The 19,434-nt window shown below is 70.1% G+C and carries 16 protein-coding genes; 1 reads left to right on the forward strand and 15 read right to left on the reverse strand.

What is annotated here, in order from left to right:
* Positions 1–28 precede the first annotated feature (28 nt).
* Together galK and galT are read right to left on the reverse strand one after the other, a co-directional pair.
* Positions 29–1,204 (reverse strand): galactokinase, encoded by a 1,176-nt coding sequence (galK, locus tag QM720_RS08240; protein WP_415125633.1) that lies wholly within the window; start codon positions 1,202–1,204, stop codon positions 29–31.
* Complete coding sequence (galT, locus tag QM720_RS08245) at positions 1,201–2,448, reverse strand: galactose-1-phosphate uridylyltransferase (RefSeq protein ID WP_415125634.1); 1,248 nt, start codon at positions 2,446–2,448, stop codon at positions 1,201–1,203. The genes galK and galT overlap by 4 nt, the downstream gene beginning before the upstream one ends.
* Positions 2,449–2,559: 111 nt before the next feature.
* Here galT and QM720_RS08250 point away from each other — a divergent pair, with 111 nt between their 5' ends.
* Positions 2,560–3,519, forward strand: a complete 960-nt coding sequence (locus tag QM720_RS08250; RefSeq protein ID WP_415127853.1) for a LacI family DNA-binding transcriptional regulator — start codon at positions 2,560–2,562, stop codon at positions 3,517–3,519.
* A gap of 753 nt (positions 3,520–4,272) precedes the next feature.
* Here QM720_RS08250 and ribH read toward each other — a convergent pair.
* The 13 genes from ribH to QM720_RS08315 form a co-directional block, all read right to left on the reverse strand.
* Positions 4,273–4,755 (reverse strand): 6,7-dimethyl-8-ribityllumazine synthase, encoded by a 483-nt coding sequence (ribH, locus tag QM720_RS08255; RefSeq protein WP_415125635.1) that lies wholly within the window; start codon positions 4,753–4,755, stop codon positions 4,273–4,275.
* Positions 4,752–6,023 carry a GTP cyclohydrolase II gene (ribA, locus tag QM720_RS08260; RefSeq protein WP_415125636.1) on the reverse strand — a complete coding sequence of 424 codons (1,272 nt, stop codon included), beginning with the start codon at positions 6,021–6,023 and terminating at the stop codon, positions 4,752–4,754. The genes ribH and ribA overlap by 4 nt, the downstream gene beginning before the upstream one ends.
* Complete coding sequence (locus QM720_RS08265) at positions 6,020–6,649, reverse strand: riboflavin synthase (protein WP_415125637.1); 630 nt, start codon at positions 6,647–6,649, stop codon at positions 6,020–6,022. The genes ribA and QM720_RS08265 overlap by 4 nt, the downstream gene beginning before the upstream one ends.
* A gap of 3 nt (positions 6,650–6,652) precedes the next feature.
* Positions 6,653–7,888, reverse strand: coding sequence for a bifunctional diaminohydroxyphosphoribosylaminopyrimidine deaminase/5-amino-6-(5-phosphoribosylamino)uracil reductase RibD (gene ribD, locus QM720_RS08270; protein ID WP_415125638.1), 1,236 nt, complete (start codon positions 7,886–7,888; stop codon positions 6,653–6,655).
* Positions 7,889–8,186: 298 nt separating this feature from the next.
* Positions 8,187–8,633: a hypothetical protein gene (locus QM720_RS08275; protein WP_415125639.1), complete on the reverse strand. Its 447-nt coding sequence runs from the start codon at positions 8,631–8,633 to the stop codon at positions 8,187–8,189.
* Positions 8,634–8,691: 58 nt separating this feature from the next.
* A complete protein-coding gene (locus tag QM720_RS08280) occupies positions 8,692–9,795 on the reverse strand; it encodes a hypothetical protein (RefSeq protein WP_415125640.1) in 1,104 nt (367 codons plus the stop codon).
* Positions 9,782–10,294, reverse strand: coding sequence for an RNA polymerase sigma factor (locus tag QM720_RS08285; RefSeq protein ID WP_415125641.1), 513 nt, complete (start codon positions 10,292–10,294; stop codon positions 9,782–9,784). Before QM720_RS08285 ends, QM720_RS08280 begins: the two co-directional genes overlap by 14 nt.
* 410 nt (positions 10,295–10,704) lie before the next feature.
* Positions 10,705–10,938 carry a hypothetical protein gene (locus tag QM720_RS08290; protein ID WP_415125642.1) on the reverse strand — a complete coding sequence of 78 codons (234 nt, stop codon included), beginning with the start codon at positions 10,936–10,938 and terminating at the stop codon, positions 10,705–10,707.
* Positions 10,931–11,209 carry a colicin D domain-containing protein gene (locus tag QM720_RS08295; protein ID WP_415125643.1) on the reverse strand — a complete coding sequence of 93 codons (279 nt, stop codon included), beginning with the start codon at positions 11,207–11,209 and terminating at the stop codon, positions 10,931–10,933. The genes QM720_RS08290 and QM720_RS08295 overlap by 8 nt, the downstream gene beginning before the upstream one ends.
* Before the next feature lie 27 nt (positions 11,210–11,236).
* The gene (locus QM720_RS08300) at positions 11,237–11,941 is read right to left on the reverse strand and encodes a hypothetical protein (RefSeq protein ID WP_415125644.1); all 705 of its coding nucleotides are present in this window, start codon (positions 11,939–11,941) and stop codon (positions 11,237–11,239) included.
* Between the two features lie 62 nt (positions 11,942–12,003).
* Positions 12,004–12,291, reverse strand: a complete 288-nt coding sequence (locus tag QM720_RS08305; RefSeq protein WP_415125645.1) for a hypothetical protein — start codon at positions 12,289–12,291, stop codon at positions 12,004–12,006.
* A 123-nt stretch (positions 12,292–12,414) separates the two neighbouring features.
* Entirely contained in the window at positions 12,415–12,879 is a 465-nt protein-coding gene (locus tag QM720_RS08310) for a DUF4265 domain-containing protein (RefSeq protein ID WP_415125646.1), read from the reverse strand.
* Positions 12,880–12,884: 5 nt separating this feature from the next.
* The gene (locus QM720_RS08315) at positions 12,885–19,430 is read right to left on the reverse strand and encodes an RHS repeat-associated core domain-containing protein (protein WP_415125647.1); all 6,546 of its coding nucleotides are present in this window, start codon (positions 19,428–19,430) and stop codon (positions 12,885–12,887) included.
* Between the last annotated feature and the right edge of the window lie 4 nt (positions 19,431–19,434).

Below are 19,434 nucleotides of genomic sequence, written 5' to 3' on the forward strand. Positions count from 1 at the left end.
GCGAGCGCAGCGAGACGAAACGACGCGACTACGCGTCGCGGCGGGCGCCGTCCGAGGGTTGCACCGTGAACAGGTGCGGCGCGGCGTACCCGGCCGCGGCGAACGCGGACGTGACCGCCGCCGACACCTCGCCGACCCGTTCGCGGTCGACCAGCGCGATGGCGGCGCCGCCGAATCCGCCGCCGGTCATCCGTGCGCCGATCGCCCCGGCCGCCCGCGCGGTCTCGACGGCGAGATCGAGCTCGGGAACCGAGATCTCGAAGTCGTCGCGCATCGACGCGTGCGACGCGTCGAGGAGCGCGCCGATCGCCCGCGGCCCCTGCCCGCGCAGCACCCGCACGGTGTCGATCACCCGCTGGTTCTCGGTGACGACGTGACGCACCCGGCGGAAGGTCACGTCGTCCATCAGCTCCTGCGCCCGCGGCAGGTCGTCGACGCGCACATCGCGCAGGGCCGGTACGCCGAGGATGGCGGCGCCCCGCTCGCACGCGGCGCGGCGCTCGCCGTAGCCACCGGTGGAGTGGGCGTGCGCGACGCGCGTGTCCATCACGAGCACCTCCAGGTCCGCCGCGGCGAACCCGAGGGGGATCGTGTCGGCGTGGAAGTCGCGGCAGTCGAGGAAGATGCCGGCATCCGCTCGTCCCAGCACCGACGCCATCTGGTCCATGATCCCGGTCGGTGCGCCGACGGCCTCGTTCTCGGCGCGGCGGCCGGCGTGCGCGAGCGCGATGCGGTCGAGTCCCAGCCCCCAGACGTCGTCGAGGGCGGATGCCGTGGCCTCCTCGATCGCCGCGGACGACGACAGGCCGGCCCCGACGGGCACGTCGGAGGCGATGGCGAGGTCGACGCCGGCCGTTGCCGCATCGCGGCCGTCGAGCAGCGCCCAGGCGACTCCCAGCGGGTACCGCGCCCACTCGACGACCTCGTCGCGGCGCCCCGGGAACAGCGCATCGAGGTCGGCGAGGGCGACCTCGACCGGGGTCTTGTCGAACGTGGAGACGACGCGGATGCGGCCGTCGGTCCGTGCGCCGAGGGCCACGACGGTGCGGGCGTCGATCGCGAACGGGAAGACGAATCCGTCGTTGTAGTCGGTGTGCTCGCCGATGAGGTTGACGCGGCCGGGCGCCGACCACACGCCGGCCGGCGCCCGGCCGGTCAGCTCGTGCAGCAGGGTGCGGGCCTCGGCGGTGGCGGTGGCGCTCATGCGGGTTCTCCCTCGGCGTGGACTTCTGCGGCATCGGCTGCTGCGGCATCCGCGCGGGCGATGGCGGCGCGCAGGGCATCGGCGGCGGTCTCGGGTGGGACGTCGCCGATCCACGCGCCCATGGCGGCTTCGGAACCGGCGAGGTACTTCAGCTTGTCGGCGGCGCGCCGCGGGCTCGTCAGCTCGAGCCGCAGCCGGACGGTGTCGCGGCCGACGTGCACGGGGGCCTGGTGCCACGCCGCGATGTAGGGCGTGGGCGTGTCGTACAGCGCGTCGACGCCGCGCAGCAGCCGCAGGTACAGGGGGGCGAGCTCGTCGCGCTCGTCGTTGCTCAGGGCGGCGAGGTCGGGCACGTGGCGGTGCGGCATGAGGTGCACCTCGAGGGGCCAGCGCGCCGCGAACGGGACGAACGCGGTCCAGTGCGCGCCCCGCAGCAGCACGCGGGGGCCCGCCTGCTCGAACTCCAGGATGCGGGCGAACAGGTCGGGGCCGGCCTGGTCGAGCTGCGCCAGCAGTCGGGTCGTGCGCGGGGTGATGTACGGGTACGCGTAGATCTGCCCGTGCGGGTGATGCAGGGTGACGCCGATCTGCTCGCCGCGGTTTTCGAAGGGGAACACCTGCTCGATGCCGGGCAGCGCCGACAGGGCCGCCGTGCGGTCGGCCCACGCCTCGATGACGGTGCGGGCGCGGGTGACCGTCTGGGTGCCGAACGAGCCGGTGCGCGCGGGGGAGAAGCAGACGACTTCGCACCGGCCGACGCTCGTGCGGGTGCGGCCGAGGCCGACGCGGGCGAGATCGTCGAGCCCGCGCGGCGGGTCGTCGGCCGCGGGGGCGTCGCCGGCGGCGAGGGCGGGGCCGAACGAGGGGGAGCGGTTCTCGAATACGGCGACGTCGTATTCCGACGGGATCTCCGACGGGTTGGTCGCCGACTGCGGCGCGAGCGGGTCGAGCTCGGCGGGCGGCAGGAATGCGCGGTTCTGCCGTGCGGCGGCGACCGAGATCCAGTCGCCGGTGAGCACGTCCTGGCGCATCGTGGCGGTCGCCGGGCGCGGGTCGAGGTCGCGCGCGTCGATCGCTCGGGCGGGTCCGAGCGTCGTGCCGGGGTCGTCGAAGTAGATCAGCTCACGGCCGTCGGCCAGGCGTGTGGGCCGCTTGACGACGCCGGCGCCGAGGGTTTCGGGGGCGGCGCGAAGCGTTTCGGGGGTGGTGGCCGCGGCATCCGTGCCGAACTCCGGTATGTTCACGGGAACACGGTAACGCAGACACATGTTATCGTCAACATACGCCGTCGATCTCCGGAGTCGTGAACAGTGGCCGCAGAACCCGTGACCCCACCGCCGCGTCGCCGCGTCTCGATGGCCGACGTCGCCGCCGCCGCGGGCGTGTCCGGCCAGACGGTGTCGCGCGTGGTCAACGGCAGCCCGCGCGTCGACCCGGCGACCCGCGCCAAGGTCGAGGCGGCGATGGCCGCGCTCGGGTACCGCATGCACCGCGCCGCCCGCGCGCTGCGCACCGGCCGCACCGACACGATCGGCGTCATCGTGTCGACCCTCGCCTCCGTCGGCAACTCGCGGATGCTGGAGGCCATCGCCGACGCCGCCGCCCAGCGCGGCTTCGCGCTGGCGCTCGTGACCGTCCCCGCCCCCGACGGCGCCGCCGGCATCGCCGGGGGCTTCGCCCGCCTGCACGACGAGGGCGTCGACGGCGCGATCGTGCTGAACGAGGCGACCGCCCTCGCCCGCGACGCCGCGGTGCCGCCGGGTCTCGCCCTCGTCGTCGTCGACTCGCCCGCCGACGACCGCTACATCGTCGTGCAGACCGACCACGCCGCCGGCGCGCGGGCCGCCGTCGCGCACCTGATCGCCGCCGGGCACCGCAACGTGTGGCACCTCGCCGGCCCGGACGGCTCGTATGCCGCGGCCGAGCGCGAGCGGGCCTGGCGCGAGACCATGGATGCCGCCGGCATCGCCGCCCCGCCCGTCCTGCGGGGCGACTGGACCGCCGCGTCGGGGTTCCGGGCCGCCGCCGCGCTGCCGCCGGAGGCGACGGCGCTGTTCGTCGCGAACGACCAGATGGCGCTCGGCGCGCTGCGCGCGCTCGCCGACGCGGGCCGGAGCGTCCCCGCCGACGTCGCCGTCGTGGGCTTCGACGACGTCGACGATGCGGCCCAGTACCAGCCGCCGCTGACCACCGTCCGCCAGGACTTCGACGCCCTCGGCGCCGCCGCCGTCACCGCACTGATCGCCGCCATCGAGGGCCGGCATCCCTCCGGCACCCTGCTGGCGCCCCGGTTGGTCGTGCGCGCCTCCGCCTGATCCGCATCGGCGGCGGCCACGCGCGACGCTCCCGACCCCCCACACTCCCGCCCCCGGCGCGACAGCCCCCAGGTCACCGCTCGCCGCCCGCCCCCGTGCGCCCGCGCGAGTTTCGGACGCTTGAAGCGTCCGAAACGGCGTGGTGAAGAGTTTCGGGCGCTTCAAGCGTCCGAAACAGCCCCTCGTCGGGCGAGGATGCCGCTGCCCCGTCGGGCGAGGATGCCGCAGCCTCGTCGTGCGTCCGGCCTGTCGTGCGTCTGGCCCCGTTGTGCGTCCGGCCTCGTCGTGCCGCGCCACTCCCCGGATCGCCGTCCGTGGCACAGCCCCGCGCGAGTTTCGGACGCTTGAAGCGTCTGAAACGGCGTGGTGAAGAGTTTCGGGCGCTTCAAGCGTCCGAAACAGCCCCGCGTCGGGCGAGGATGCCGCTGCTCCGTCGGGCGAGGACGCCCCCGCCTCGTCGTGCGTCCGGCCTCGGGCGTGCCGCGCCAGCCTCCGATCGCCCTCCGTGGCACAGCGCTGCGCCACTCCCCGGATCGCCGTCCGTGGCATGGCCCCGCGCGAGTTTCGGACGCTTGAAGCGTCCGAAACGGCGTGGTGAAGAGTTTCGGGCGCTTCAAGCGTCCGAAACTCCGTGGGGGAGGGTGCTGTGGCGGGAGGGAGCGCTCCGTGGGGGAGGGTGCTGTGGCGGGAGAGAGCGCTCCGTGGGGGAGGGTGCCGCACCGGGCCGGTGGTGCGCCTGGCCTCGGGCTCGCGTCAGCCGCGTGGCGCGCGCAGCCGGCGCAGCAGCAGCGCGGTACGCAGCGCCGCGTCGGCGGCCTCGGCGCCCTTGTCCTCCTTCGAGCCGGGCAGGCCCGCGCGGTCGAGGCCCTGCTGCTCGTCGTCGAGGGTGAGCACGCCGAAGCCCACCGGCTTGCCGGTGTCGAGCGCGACGCGGGTGAGGCCGTCGGTGGCCGCCGACGAGACGAACTCGAAGTGCGGCGTGCCGCCGCGGATGATGACGCCGAGCGCCACGACGGCATCCGCCCCGCCCTGCAATGCCGCCAGGGCCGCGACCGGCAACTCGAACGAGCCGGGCACGCGCTCGAGGCTCCACGTCGCCCCGGATGCCTGCAGCACCCGTTCGGCCCCGGCGATCATGCCGTCGGTGATGACCTCGTGCCATGTGCCGGCGAGGACGACGACGCGCAGGCCCGTCGCGTCGATCGGGGCGGTCTCGGGGGCGCCGTGTCCGCTCATCGGGCGGTCTCCTCGCTGTCGTGCAGGGCGGCATCCAGCTTTCCCGCGTCGATGATGTGGCCCATGCGGTCGCGCTTGGTGGCCAGGTACTGGTGGTTGTTCGCGCCGACGCCGACCAGCAGCGGCACCTGCTCGGCGACCTCGAGTCCGAGGCTGCGCAGCTGGCTGACCTTGTCGGTGTTGTTGGTCAGCAGGCGGATCCGCGACACCCCGAGATCCGCGAGGATGCCGGCAGCCGCCGCGTAGTCGCGGGCATCGGCGGGGAGCCCGAGCGCGAGGTTGGCGTCCACGGTGTCGAGGCCGCGCTCTTGCAGGCTGTACGCGCGCAGCTTGTTGATGAGGCCGATGCCGCGCCCCTCGTGCCCGCGCATGTAGATGACGACCCCGCCATCCTGCTCGATGGCGTCGAGCGCCGCGTCGAGCTGCGGGCCGCACTCGCATTTGAGCGACCCGAACGCCTCGCCGGTGAGGCACTCCGAGTGCACGCGCACGAGCGGGGTGCCCTCCGACAGGTCGCCGGCGACGACCGCGATGTGGTCGGTGCCGGTGATGCGGTCCTTGTACGCGAGGAAGCGGAACGACCCGTGCGAGGTCGGCACCTGTGCCTCGGCGCGCAGGCTCACCCGGCGGCGGCTGTCGTGGGTGTCGGTCGTCGCGGGCGCCTCGCCGTCGAGGTGGGCGATGAGCTGCTCGATCGTGATGACCGGAACGCCCTCGCGCTCGCCCATCTCCAACAGCCCGGGCAGACGCATCATCGAGCCGTCCTCGGCGACGACCTCGCCGATCGCGGCGACCGGCTGCAGACCCGCGAGGCGCATCAGCTCCACGCCGGCCTCGGTGTGCCCGGCGCGCTCGCGCACGCCACCGTCGACGGCGCGCAGCGGCAGCACGTGTCCCGGACGGATGACCGAGGTGGGCACGGATGCCGGGTCGGCCAGCACGTTCAGCGTGTGCGAGCGGTCGGCGGCGCTGATGCCGGTCGAGACGCGGTCGGCGGCATCCACGCTCACCGTGTACGCGGTGCCGCGGCTGTCTTCGTTCACGGCGACCATCGGCGGCAGGTCGAGGCGGTCGGCCCATTCCGCCGGCATCGGCGCGCAGAGGAACCCGCTCGACCAGCGGATCGTCCAGGCGAGCCACTCCGGCGTCGCGAGCTCGGCCGACAGGATGATGTCGCCCTCGTTCTCGCGACTTTCGTCGTCGGCGACGATGACCGGGCGCCCCGCGCGGAGCGCGTCGAGGGCCTCGGGGATGGTGGCAAGGCTCATCGGGAGCCCCCTTCGTTGTGCGGATGGAAAGCGAGCAGTCGCTGGACGTGGCGAGCGAGGATGTCGGTCTCGAGGTTGACCCGGTCTCCCGGGGCGAGGGCGCCGAGGGTCGTGACTTCGAGGGTCTCGGGGATGAGCGACACCTCGAACCAGTCGGTGTCGTCGGTGGCCTCGGATGCCGCCGACACCGTCAGCGACACCCCGTCGACGGTGATGGAGCCCTTGTCGACGACGAGCGGGGCGAGGCCTGTCGGCAGCCCGATGCGGATGACGCGCCACTGCGCGCCCGGCCGCACCTCGAGCACGATGCCGGTGCCGTCGACGTGCCCCTGCACGATGTGGCCGCCGAGGCGGCCGTGCGCGGCCATGGCGCGCTCGAGGTTGACCGGCGTGCCGACGCCGAACGAGCCGAGCGTCGACATGTCGAGGCTCTGGCGCATGACGTCGGCGGTGAACCAGTCGTCGCCCTGGTCGACGACGGTGAGGCAGACGCCGCTGACGGCGATCGAGTCGCCCTGGGCGGCATCCGAGACGGCCACGGGCGCGCGGACGGTGAGCCGCACGCCGTCCCCGGACGGTTCCACCGCGACGACCGCGCCGCGCTCTTCGACGATTCCCGTGAACATGCGTCAGTCCTCTCTCCGGAGCGTGGGCGTTTCGTCTCGCGCCTGCGGCGCTCGCTCAACGACCGGTGCCAGCCCGATCGTCTCGCCCCCGGTCGCCTCGCGAGCGAAGCGAGACGAAACGCCCGCACCCTCCCCGGTCGTCTCGCCTCCGGTCGCCTCGCGAGCGAAGCGAGACGAAACGCCCGCACCCTCCCCGAATCGGGCGACGACGAGCAGATCGTCGCCGAGCCGCTCAACCGACTGCACCCCGAGCCGAAGCTGCTGCGTGATCGTCTCGACGCCGAGCATCCGCAGGGCCGGGTGGTCCGCCCCGTCCGGCCCGCACCCGATGAGCGTCGGCGCGAGGTAGACGAGCACCTCGTCGACGAGCCCTTCGCGCAGGAACGCGCTCGCGATCGTGGGGCCTCCCTCGACGAACACGCGGTGCACGCCCAGGCCCCGCAACTCCTCCAGCACCGACGGGGCGTTCTCGGTCTCGCCGCCCAGGTTCTCGCCGTCCCGATGCAGGACGGGGCGCGGATGCCGCCGCACCGCGGCGTCGTCGGGGATGCCGCGCGCGCCGAGCACGACCGGCATCGGCTGCTCGTCGTAGAGCGTTCCGTCCGGTCGTCGTGCGGTCAGCGCCGGATCGTCGGCCAGCAGCGTTCCCGTGCCGACGACGATCGCGTCGGCCTCGCTGCGCCGCCGGTGCACGTCGGCGCGGGCGGCGGGGCCGGTGATCCACTGGCTCGTCCCGTCGGCGGCCGCGGCGCGCCCGTCGAGCGACTGCGCCCACTTGACGGTGACGTGCGGGCGCCCCAGGCGCTGCACGGTCAGCCAGGAGGAGAGCAGCTCGCGGCCCTCGTCGGCGAGCACCCCCGCCTCGATGTCTACCCCCGCGGCGCGGAGGTGCTCGGCGCCTCCGGCCGACTCGACGCCCGGGTCGTCGACGGCGTAGACGACGCGTGCGATGCCCGCCTCGATGAGCGCGACCGCGCACGGACCGGTGCGTCCGGTGTGGTTGCACGGCTCCAGGGTGACGACGGCCGTCGCGCCGCGCGCGGCATCCGCGGAGAGGTGCGAGAGCGCGTCGACCTCGGCGTGCGCGGTGCCGGCACCGCGGTGCCAGCCCTCGGCGAGCACGTCGCCGGCGGCGGAGAGGATGACGGCGCCCACCTGCGGATTGACCCCGCGCGGCCCGTTCGACGCGAGCGCCAGCGCGCGACGCATGGCGCCCCGTTCGCGGTCTGTCGCAGTCATCCGTGGTCCTTCGATGAGGCTCCGGAACCGATCGACACCGCAGGCGACGGACCGGAATCGACCGGCGTCGCCCGTGCTGCCTCCCATCCGGACTAGCGTAGTGTCGCCACTGTCGCATCACCGTCGGTCCCGGAGTTCCACCGGGTCAACCGCCCGGGTCTCCCCGGCCGGCTCGCGGACTGTCACCGCCGGTTCGGATTCTCACCGACCCCGGAGCACGTTGTGCTTCCGATCCTATCCAACGCGCCATCTCCCGTTTCATTCCGTGGCGTCGTGTGACGCGGCGCCCGCCCGCTCGTCAGCTGCAGCGCAGGTTCGTGGTGGTGGCGGTCACGTTCGCCCAGGCCGAGGCGCCGACGGTGGCGACGACGGTGGTGCCGTTGCGGGCTTGCACGGTGCCGCTGGTTCGGCCGTTCGCGAACGACCGCAGGATGAAACTCGTCGGCAGGGTCTGGGTGGTGCAGGTGGTCCAGCTGAGCTTGGTACCGGTCAGGCCCGCGGTGTTGTAGGCGCAGTACGTGCCGGTGGCGCAGGAGCCGACGGTGAGGGTCATCTCGATGGACATGCTCATGTGGCGGTCGGGCCACTCTGCGTGGAAGTAGTCGACGACGACACCGCCGGGCACCTCGTCGAGGACCGCCTGGATTTCGGGGGCGACGGTCGTCGCCGCCATGGCGGGCGGGGCTGCGATTCCCAGCAGGAACAGTGCGGCCGCGGCCGTGACAATCAGGCGGTACTTCTTCATGGGAGTGGTCCTCTCGTAGGTGGGTGAAGGAGGGTAAGCGTCGGGTGGGTGCGGATCGTCAGGGAAGATCCCAGAGACGGTAGGAGATGATCGCGTTCGCGGGGAAGGTTCCGTCGGACGCGGTCGTGTACGTCTCGAATCCCGCGATCCGGCCGGTGTCCGCCGAGATCAGCAGATGCTCTTCCGCCGTGCCGCCCGGCAGCGGTGCCGCGACGCCGACGACCGGACGTCCGGCGCGATCGCTGGCGGTGCCCAGCACGCGTGCGCCGCCGGCATCCTCCAGTATCCGCAGCGCCTGGGCCTCTTGCGCGTCGGTGAGTGTCCACGCGGCGAGGACGCCATCGATAGCGGTCATCACGTCGGCTGCCGACGCGGGGTCGGTCAGTCCGTATGCGCGCAGCAGTGCGAGCACGTCGTCCTCGGTGTCGCCGGGGACGGCTGTGTACCAGGTGGAGAACTCGCCCGGGCCGTATGCCATTTCCCACAGCAGAGTTCCCGGTGCCGGCGTGTCGGCCGGCAGTGCATCGTTGCCGAGGTCGGCCCAGTACGGCTGTGCGGCGACCGTCCGGGTGTTGCCGGAAAGGTCTTCCGCCCACGTCACGGTCGTCGTGGTCGGGGCGATCACGGTGCGTGTCGTGCCGTTCGCGTTCTCGGTGACCTCGTAGTACCAGCCGGTGCTGACCGACTCCCGCCGGGGAACCTGCCCCGCGGGTGCGTGTGCGAGGGCGGATGCCGCGTCATCCAGCACCTGCGCCACGCTCCGGCTGTCGTTCGTGTACATCAGGGGCGCGGGAGTCACCGCGGCCGCACGTTCCGGCGCCAGGAAAGTGCCGACGGCGACGAGCCCGACGACGATGGCGACGACGGCGACGACGGCGGGGATAGCGACCGCCGGCGAACGCCGCGGGACGGCAGCCTGCCGCCGCCGTTCGTGGCGTTTCCAGTCTCGGACGGCCTTCCGGGGTGAGACGCGGGTGCCCTTTCGCGCGCGCGGATCGACCGGGGTGGCCGTGATGCGGGCAAGGGTCTCAAGGTCAGCGGCGGTGAGCTCGTCGGGCTCGTCGTCGTGCAGCTCCGGGTAGGCGCGCATGAGGAGTTCGACGAACCGCTGCTCCTCATCGGTGTCGTCGCCCGGCAGTTGCGGGTCGTCAGCGTGCGTCATGGTCGCTCACCTCCTCGGCGGGGTCGTCTTGAAGGCGGAGTCTGAGTTTCTTGCGGGCTCTGCTGAGCACCGCGTTGACGGCGTTCTCGTTCATGTGGAACAGGCGGGCGATGTCCTTTGCCGGCACGTGGGCCCAGTACGTGAGTCGGATCATCTCCTGTTCGCGGGCGGCGAGCTTCCGGATTTCTTGCGCCAGCGTGGCGCGGGTGTCGATGTCGATCCCGGGCGATGCTCCGGCGACGAAGGTCTCGAGGGTGTCTTGGGCAGTTCGTCGCCGCTGTTCGTTGCGCCGGTATTCGATGGCGATGAACTTCGCGGTCTCGATCAGCCATCCGATGCCACAGGGGTCATCGGGGTCGAACTTCTGCCAGGCGATGATGAACACCCGCGAAGTGAGATCGTCCGCGTCTTCGATACCGACTTTGCTGCACAGATAGCCGCGAATGCTGTGTCGGTGCGCGCGGTACACCGCCTCGAATGCCTCTTGGCGTGTGGGCACCGGCGGACTCCTCACGAGCGGCGGATGTGTGACGCCCTTCACCAACGAAGTGACCGCAGCGGCCGATTCCTGACAGGGGAGATGCGTTTTTTCGCGGAAACGTGCATCCCGGGCGTGTCGCGACCCTCTGAGGTATGGCTGTGACCGGCTCTCGAAGAAGATTCCGGCGTCGGTGTCAGGAATGTGCCCTCTGGGGTCACTTTATCGGCTCTTCACGATCGAGGGTGTAGTGCGCGACAGTACAACCACCGCAGGCTCCACGGCCCCGCTCTCGTTGCGGAGGCCTCCGGATGTGGTTGATGATCCATAGACCTTGAGGATTGCCGCAACTTGGCAGTGAGGATACAAGACCTGCGCCGCAACTTCGAGGTGCGGCGCCTCGCGAGTCTTGCGTACCAGTCTCATTCGACTCAGTCCACGGCATCGCGGAGTCTGGCTCGCGCGTCAGCCACGAGCTCGCGGTAGTCCTCCCGCAGTGGCTCGGTCAGCAACGACTCCAGCGTGGACTCCAAGTCCCACAGGACACGCTGTTCCGCCTGGTCTTCGAACACCGCGGGCTGTCCACCCACGCCAGTCCGTGTCAGCCACTCGAAGAGCACCAACGCCTGCTCACGGGACAGTCCGATCAAGACCTCGTCAGCCACCGCCAAGGCTCCCGTTCCTGAGCACGTTCGCAAGCTGATCTGGACTCAGCCTCCAGCCACTCACGAACTCGCCATTGCGTGAAATCACGTTCAGGCTAGTCGGTAGATCGAGGTAGTGCGTCACCGATTGCCCTCGGTAAGTGCCCTGGATCGCCTGCGTGCCCGCAGAACTGATGTGCTGATGGATCGCCGCGCTGAACTCCGCCGCGTTGGCCTTGCTGTAGTTCCCATCGACACCGAAGTCACCAGCGTGTTTGAACTTCGCCTGCAACGAAATTCAGGGCGATTCAGACCCAGTTCATGCTTGGTCGTCCTCGCGTTTAGCATAATCACGTAGGTCGGTTGGCATGAACTCGTCGTCGATGAGTCCAGCGGTGTACTCGTAGATCGCGTCGACGACGCTTCCGGGTACTTGGATCTGCTCTCCGGCGATCACCCATGCAAGCGAACACAGACCTTCGGCAGGTTCGCCGTGATCGATGAGTCGGTGGACTTCATCCAGTCGTTCTGCCGGAAGGTAGTCGGCAGCGTGCCGCGCCGTGGTGCGAACGCGGCCCAGGTACTCCTCGGGGGTCATGGGGCGTTCCTGATGACGTTCGTGGGGTAGCCGGTCCAGATCTGGTTGTTGCGGATGAGAACCTCGATATCGATGCCCCCGCGGGTTCCAGCCCTTCGGGACCGAGTGCAACGGCGACCCATCCCACAGCATCCCACGCTCAATCCAAAGGCGGCGCCAGCCAGCGTAGTCATAGCCAAGATCATCATCGGTCACGCCAAATTCGAAGCCGCAACTCCAGCAGATCTCGTACGAGCCCCGTTGCTGGTGCGCGGCTCCTCCATCAAACCCCGATATCCGCACACCGGACACACGAAATGACTGGTCACTGAAGTACTCCTCGCCGACGATCCGGTGATCATTGGGGTTGTTCGTCGAGAACGTAGTCCCAAAGGTTCTCCTGTGGCATGAACTCCGTATCAACGACGCCGTCCAGCTCAAGCTCATAGAGCCACGGTCGTGACGAAGGGCGTGAGAAACAGCGCGGCTCAAGTCCGCATCGCTCAGGGTCACGAAACGGATACCTCCGGCAGCCACTCGACCCCCTCCGCCGCAACCTCGTATGCCCCGGCCCCATCGATGTAGATCAGGAAATGCCGCATCTTCCACAGCCCCCCGGTCTCACTTGGCTCGGCCGCGAGCAACTCGCCGACCCACTCAGACTGCTCTACCTCGACGAGTGTGTCGTAGGCGTCCTCGATGTGCCAGAGCGTGCAGTGCCCCTCCGCTCGGAACCGGTAAGCGCGCACGCGGTGGAACCGCAGGCCGCCCCCCGAACATGGAGCCCTCCCGCTCATAGATGCACCGGAGTACGGCATCGCCGCCGGGGTGGGTGAACACAGCATTCTCGGTATACGCGGACGGCGGCGGTGAAAGCGGCCCGATCACGCGCTTTACAGCGGCTGAACTCACGGCAGCTCTCACGGTTCCGTCTTGCCGGTCTCGTAGATCAGCCTGCCGTTGTTCTCCTCGCTGAAGAGATAGTCAGCAATCTCTTGACCGTGTGTCGCGTTGCGCGCGTCCACCGCAAGCAGTTTCGGCGAGGACCACTCGACCAGCGCGCCCAGCCCGATCAACTCGAGAACCACCTCGTCACGCAAACCGAAGTTGTCTCGGTCGAAGTAGACCCTGAAGACGTAACGACCCGAAGGCTCAGATACGCGGCGCACGAGGTAATCGTCGTCCACCTCGACAACGTCCCCGAGCGCGAGGTCGTACGCAAAGAAGGGGATGCAGCACAGCTCAAAATGGCGGTCATCCACCATTCGTGCCCACAACTGCTCCGTTGTCACCCCGGTATCGCCCGGGTCGATCGCGGTGGCGATGATGAAATTGGCCCGGTCACGCCACACCGGATCTCGATGAACGGCCTCTCGCACGGACACAGCACTCACCTCCACCACTCCGGCGGCCAGACACCTCTGTATCCCGGCGGCTGATTGACCGGGTAATCCCGTGCTCCCTTCGACGCATTACACCACGGGCAAGCGGTCTGCGCATTCTCGAACGTTGCGTTACCACCTCGCGAGCGCGGGATCACGTGGTCGATCTGGGGACTATCCGTCTCCATTCGACAATAGACGCACGTGCTCGGATTGTCCTCAATTACCTCATTCTTGACTGAGCGTGGAAAGTTCCTCCCTGCGCTCGGCCCGCCTCTGGAGCCGGCCTTGATTCCATGCGGGGATTGGGCCGATTCGTTGAACAGCATTCCGGCGCCCGCGGTTGCCGCGGCAGCACCCCCTGCGACGGCGCTCGTGCCGATGATCGCCCCCGCAGAGACAGTGACCTCGGCGGTCGCCACCGCCGCACCGCCGGCAAACGCGAAACCTCCACCGACCGAAATACCTGCCGCACAGATCCCCACGGTTGCGACGATGCATGCGACCCCCGCGACGATAAGGGCGACGCTGAGCACCCCGATTCCGATCCCGGCCCACTGCTCACCTGTCAGCGGCGGCGCAGACCAACCACCGCCCCCGCTGGCGTACGCGGGGATCGAGGACGTCCAATACGCCGCCGTACCCCCGCCCACACCGATCACCGGCACCGTCGAGACCGGAACCACCGGCGGACCCGACTTCGGTGTCGGCACCGTCTTGCCCGCCGACGCAGGCGCGGAAATCGTCATGCCGGGGTGACGGAACCTCCCCCCGTCGGGGAGCTTGTTGATGCCGGGCATCAGCCCCGACGGATCCGAGAACGTGACGGGGTTGTTGTCGGCGTAACCGTACGCGTTGAACTGGGCCGTGTTCAGTCGATCCAGCAACGGATCCACCGACACGAACCTCCCCGACGCGGCGTCGTAGAACCGCGCGCCCAACGCGGTCAGGGTCGACCCGTCCACACTCGCCCCCAGGAACCCGTGCCCCTGCACCGTCCCACCCGTGGACCGTGGCGCCCCGAACGGGTCGTTACGCACCCGCGTCACCCCCGCCGCCCAGTTCGTGTTCGGCACCCAGCCCACCGGGGATCCCTGAGGATCGCAGACCACAGACGACACGCCCGCCATGCCCGTCCCGGTCCGCACCGCCACCGTCCGGCCCGCGAACGAATACCACCGCGACGCCGACACCGCCCCCGCGCTGGTGACCTTCACCTCCATCCCGCCCGGCAGGAACACCGTCGCCCCCGCACTGTCCGTGCGGATCACCCGATCCCCCGCAGCGTCGAACACGTTCGACCCCGCACCGGGACCGGTCGAGGCGACCAGCTCACCCTCCGCATCCCACGACAACGTCCCCGTCGAAGCCCCACCGATGAACGTGGTCTGATTGCCCGCCGCATCCCACGTCACACTCGTCGTCGTCGCCGAGCCCGACGGCGGCGTCACCTTCACCTGCGACACCCGGTGCGAACCCGCCGCCACCGTGTACGCGGTCGTCGTCGCCCCCGCCGCCGCACGCACCACCTTCTGCGTCCGGTTGCCGACCGTGTCATACGAGAACTGCTGCCAGTACGGCGCCGGGCCGGTCACGACCGACTGCGTCACCGAACCCGCCGCCTGACACGCCGCCGCCGTCGTCGACCACGCGTCCGTCAACCGGCGCATCCCGTCGTACACGAAGCACTGCCGCTCGGCCTGCGCCGACACCGCCGTGTTCGTCGGCGCATCCGCGACGCTCGTCACGTTCCCGCCCGGGTCATACCCGTACGACAACGCAATCTCCGAACCGGAGATGTCCTCACGATCCAGCGACATCCCGTTCAACCGGTGCGTCACCGGATCCCACGCAAAGGTGATCACCGCACCCTTCGTGTTCCCCAGATCCAGCGCCCACTGCTGCCCGTACGCGTCATAGTCCGACCGCGCGACGTAAAGGCCCCAACCCAGCGGCCCGTTCATCGACGACGGCATGCCGGCACTGTCGTACTTCGTCGACACCAGCTCGGTCCCGAGCACCGTCGTACCCGCCGCGTTCGCCACCGCCGGATACGTCACCTGCGACGGCCAGCCGCCCGCCGTGAACCCGTACTTCGTGGTGAACGTCTTGCCGGCGAGCGACTTCAGATTCGCCGTGTCGTTCGGCAGTTTCGTATCGACCTGCAGAGCGTTGCCCGCGTCGTCGTACTTCGTCACGGTCCGCACGAGATCGCCGTTCGCCGTCTTGCGGGTCGCCGCCGACATCGGGCCGCGCAGTGCGTTGCCCGCCGCATCCGTCGCCTGGTCGTACGACCACTGGATGCGGACGGTGCCGGTGATGGAGCCGTCGCGGACCGTCAGCGAACGGCCGAGCGGATCGTAGGTGTACGCGAGGGTCTGACCGTTGCCGTTGGTGCGGGTCTCGACCTGGCCGAGCTTCGTGTACGTCGTGGTGGTCGTGCCGCTGTCGGGGTCGACCGCCTGCACCTGGCGCCCGGTCTTGTCGTACGCATACGTCCAGACGCGCGAACCGGGATCGGTCATCTTCGTCAACTGACCGGCCGCGTTGTACTCATACGTGGTCGTCGTCGCCGGCAGCGCCAGCACGGCAGCCGGCGACGTGACTCCCGCCTGCGTCACGGGGTTGCGCGCATGCTCCTTGAGCTGCACCAGCTGGCCGCGGGCATCGACGATCTGCTCGGTCGGCACGCCGCCGACCGGCGGGATCGTCAGCGTGGTCGACCCGTCGTACGTCGTGACCGTCCGCCACACCTCGTAGGCGGGGTTGGAGTAGGTGCCGTTCCACAGCGTCTCCTGCACGACGCGGCCCGCGCCGTCGTACTGGTAGGTGGTCTGCGACGGCGGGCTCGGCTCCGCGACGATCGGGGTGCTCGACGGGGCGCCGGTCGCGTGCCACTGACCGGTCTTGACCACCACGCGGCCGGCGGAGTCGTAGAAGGTGTGCGTGACGACCCGCCCGCGCTCGGCGGCGGTCGCGATGTTGTCCGGGCCGGCGTCGAGCCCCTCGGTCTGCGTCTGGAAGGTGCGCAGCAATCCGTCCATCAGCTCGACGCTGACGTACTGGCCGACTCCGTCCGCGGCGATCTTGCGCGTGACCACCGCGTTCAGGCCGTTCGCCTGGGTCACGTACTGGTACGCGAGAGACGGCGCACTCGTGGATTGGTGCTGCGGGTAGCGCACGGTCAGCACGCGGCCGAGGGCGTCGTACGTCGCCGTCGTCTTCTTGCCGTTCTGATCGGTCGTCTTCAGCAGCCACCCGGTGACGGGATCGTAGGTGTTCGTGGTCATGAACCCCGTGAGCGGCCCCGTGCCGTCGGGGTCGGGCGTCGTCTGCGCGATCGCCGTCACCTGGCCGCCGGCTCCCGTCGTGTAGCCGGTGGTCGTCACGTTGCCCAGCGCATCCGACGTCTGCAGCACACGACCCCGGGCGTCGTAGGACAACACGGCGGAGGTCTGGAAGGTACCGCTGCCGTCGGGCTTCAGCGCGCTCGTCGTGAGCACCCGGCCGGCACTGTCGAACGTGGTGAGGTCACGGGAGATCAGCTGCGCCGTGGTCGGGGTCGTCGCGCACAGCGCCGCGAACTTCTCGGTCTTGGTCGGGAAGGCGAGCATGTTCGCGGCGATGAAGGCGGCGTCGGTCGCGTACTCGATCTTCGTGCACACGTCGTCGGCGGCGATCGCCACATCGCCGAGGTCTTCGATCGACACGACCTGCGAGGCAGCGTTGAGCGTCGTCACCGTCTTCGTCTGCTTGTCGAGCGCGCCGTTCGCGCGGAACGAGAAGCCCGTGACCGTCGCCGACGGCGACCGCGTCGACTTCAAGCCGGCCGCGTTCGTCGCGACGGTGACGGGAGCCCCCGGAACGGTCACGGTGGTCGCCACGGGTGTCGTGCCGTTCAGCGTCGTCGACGCGAACACCCGGCCCGCGAACTGCTCCGTGTCGGTCGCGTTGACCTGCGCGCCGGCCGGCCCCGCCGCGGGCATCGCGCCACCCAGCCCGCGGAAGTACACGGTGCTGGTCTTCATCGCGCTCGGCCCGTCGCCGACGGTTGTGACGACCGTCTGCGCGCCGCGGAACTCCGAATACGTCACCGTCGCCGGGTCGACCAAGGCGCCGGTGGGCTTGGCCCAGCCGGGCTTCGTGTACTCGTAGGTCGTGACCCGGCCGACCGAGCCGGTGACCAGCTCGGGCGAGCCGGGGCTCACCGGCGCCGCGCCGTCTTCGCGCAGCGACTCGACGACGTACTTGTGGAACCAATCCAGGCGCACGCCCTCACCCGGCGGCGCCCACTTGACCGGGTAGCAGAGCCTCGTGTTCGCCTGCTGAGCCGCGTCGCTGCTGCCCGGCAGATCGGTCGGCGAGCACTCGGTGCGGTAGGCGACCGAGATGTTCGCGCCGACGTCGGTGATCACCTGGATCACCCTCGGCCGCCACAGCGGCGCCACGCCGTCGTTGGGCGCGTCGACGCGCCCCTGCAAGAACTGGTAACCGAACCGGATCGGCGGCAGCGTGATGTCGTCGGTCGTCGCGTCGGTGCCGCCCAGGCCGGTGCGGGTGACCGTCTCGAGCCGCAGGATCGGATTTGTCGCGTACTGGACGCTGCCGCCGTCGCCCTCGCCGGTGAACCGATAGCCGAGATCCCACCGATCGACCTTGCGGTACGTGGTGCCGTCATGCACCTGCGTCGTGACCGACTGCAGATAGGTGGTGTCGAAGAACACCGGCGTCACGTTGAGGCAGCCGGTCGTCGCGGCGCACTGCAGGTCTTTCGGCGTATCGGGCCAGGTCTTCGTCGATGGCGATGTCGTCGCGGTCGTGCACAGCGACAGCCCGTTCGCGGGATCGGTCAGACAGCGCGGCGCCGACGCGAACACGACCTGAACCGGAGCGGGCGTCGACAGCGACCCGGACGTATGCGTGCCGTAGTCGATGCGCGCCAGCCGCCCGCCGGACACGTACGGGATCGCCGTGCCGGTCGCGTTCTGCCCGTAGTCGGGCACGTAGTTGTTGGTCTCGGTCTCGTAGACGTAGGTCATCGTGTTGCCCGATGTGTCGACGACGTAGTCGAGGTTCCAGCGCCACACCTGGGTGCACCGCGAAGCGGAGAACCCACCGTTCGCGGGTGTCTGATAGCAGGCCTCGCCGGCATGGTTTCCGTACACCGGCACCGTCCATGCCGACTTCAGCGCAGTCGGGTCGGATGCCGACCGCTTGCCGCGCCCGAAGAAGTACTGCACGCCGTCGGTCGTCGTGAGCTTCCAGTACTCGCCGTCGGTGCCGCCCGACCAGCCGCCGGTCAACCGCTCCACGCGCGTGCCGTCGTCGCTCTTCGCGTACCACTTGCCGCTCGTCGCGTCTTTGATCAGGGTCGTCGATGAGCCCTTGAAGGTGAGCGTCATGGCGTCCTTGCCCCAGCACAGGTCGCCCGTGGAAAGCCCGATGTTGTTCGCACCGGCGCCGGTGTCGTTCTGGCACGGCGTGTAGGTGCGCTCGATGAAGCCGCTCGTCAGGTCGAAGCCCTCGCCGATCCAGCCCGACTGGTTGTTGCTCGACGGGGTGCGGCCGTCCGACACGGCCGACGAGTAGCCGAGTGAGAGGTCCGGGACCGGGCCGACGGATACGCCGGGGGTCTGCAGCGGGTACGACCACGTGAAGGCGCCGGAGTTGCCCGACGTGCCCCACGTCGACGACGGCGACAGGTTCGTCGCCGTCCAGCTGCCGCCCGCGCCCGACGGGTTCGCTCCCGCGGTCAGCGCGAGTGTCGTGGCGGCCATCGCCGCGGGAGCCGACGTCGACGAGGTGCCGGTCGCGGCAGAAGCCTTCGGCTGCGCCGGCGCTTGTTCGCCCGGTTGTGCGCCCTCGTCCTGCCGTGCGGCCAGAGGCACGTCGGCGGTGACGGTCTGCGCGATCGGGTCGTTCGTGGACCCCAGCACGATCGGGCGGCAGTCGGGTCCCGCGTCGCAGTCCGGCAACTGCACGAGCTGCAGCCGCGATGCCCAATCCGCGTTCACGAGCCCCGCGAACGAGGCATACGAGACCGTCACGCGCACCGTCTTCTCGGCGTCGTCGACGGTCTCGGCGTCGTCGACGGCGGCCTGCAGATCGAGCACGACACCGGTGACGCCGGCATCCTTGGTCGTCTTCGCGTCGGCGACGCCGACCTGCACCTGCTGCGGGGCGGCCTCGCCGTCGACGGCCGCGATCTCGACACGCATGCCGTCGAGGTCGGCGACGGCGGGTTCGTCGCCGGACAACTCGACAGTAGCCTCGCTCGGCGCCGGCACATCTGCACTCGCGACTCGCAGACTGCCCGACGACGCGACCTCCCAACCGGGTGCCGACAGGTCGGCCGCATCGAAGACCGGCTCGGCGGTGAGCCGGTCGACGGCCGCATCGAAGTTCTCGTCACGGGACTCGTCGAATCGGGCGTCGTCGGGGCGTGCTGCCTGGGCGCCGACGGCGGCGATGCCGAACGGATCGATCGCCAGGATCACGGCCAGCAGCGCCGCCAGCAGCGGGCGGGTCCGACGCGATCGGGGTCGGGTCGTCATGGGG

The organism is Microbacterium sp., from assembly GCF_047602155.1.
Taxonomy (GTDB): Bacteria; Actinomycetota; Actinomycetes; order Actinomycetales; family Microbacteriaceae; genus Microbacterium.

Excerpts from the sequence above, each read along its gene's own strand:
- ribH (WP_415125635.1), bottom strand. The coding sequence starts at position 4,755 with ATGAGCGGACACGGCGCCCCCGAGACCGCCCCGATCGACGCGACGGGC.
- QM720_RS08275 (WP_415125639.1), bottom strand. The coding sequence starts at position 8,633 with ATGAAGAAGTACCGCCTGATTGTCACGGCCGCGGCCGCACTGTTCCTG.
- QM720_RS08250 (WP_415127853.1), top strand. The coding sequence starts at position 2,560 with ATGGCCGACGTCGCCGCCGCCGCGGGCGTGTCCGGCCAGACGGTGTCG.
- QM720_RS08280 (WP_415125640.1), bottom strand. The coding sequence starts at position 9,795 with ATGACGCACGCTGACGACCCGCAACTGCCGGGCGACGACACCGATGAG.
- QM720_RS08300 (WP_415125644.1), bottom strand. The coding sequence starts at position 11,941 with ATGAGCTTGAGCTGGACGGCGTCGTTGATACGGAGTTCATGCCACAGG.
- galK (WP_415125633.1), bottom strand. The coding sequence starts at position 1,204 with ATGAGCGCCACCGCCACCGCCGAGGCCCGCACCCTGCTGCACGAGCTG.
- QM720_RS08305 (WP_415125645.1), bottom strand. The coding sequence starts at position 12,291 with ATGAGCGGGAGGGCTCCATGTTCGGGGGGCGGCCTGCGGTTCCACCGC.
- ribD (WP_415125638.1), bottom strand. The coding sequence starts at position 7,888 with ATGACTGCGACAGACCGCGAACGGGGCGCCATGCGTCGCGCGCTGGCG.
- QM720_RS08265 (WP_415125637.1), bottom strand. The coding sequence starts at position 6,649 with ATGTTCACGGGAATCGTCGAAGAGCGCGGCGCGGTCGTCGCGGTGGAA.
- QM720_RS08315 (WP_415125647.1), bottom strand. The coding sequence starts at position 19,430 with ATGACGACCCGACCCCGATCGCGTCGGACCCGCCCGCTGCTGGCGGCG.
- ribA (WP_415125636.1), bottom strand. The coding sequence starts at position 6,023 with ATGAGCCTTGCCACCATCCCCGAGGCCCTCGACGCGCTCCGCGCGGGG.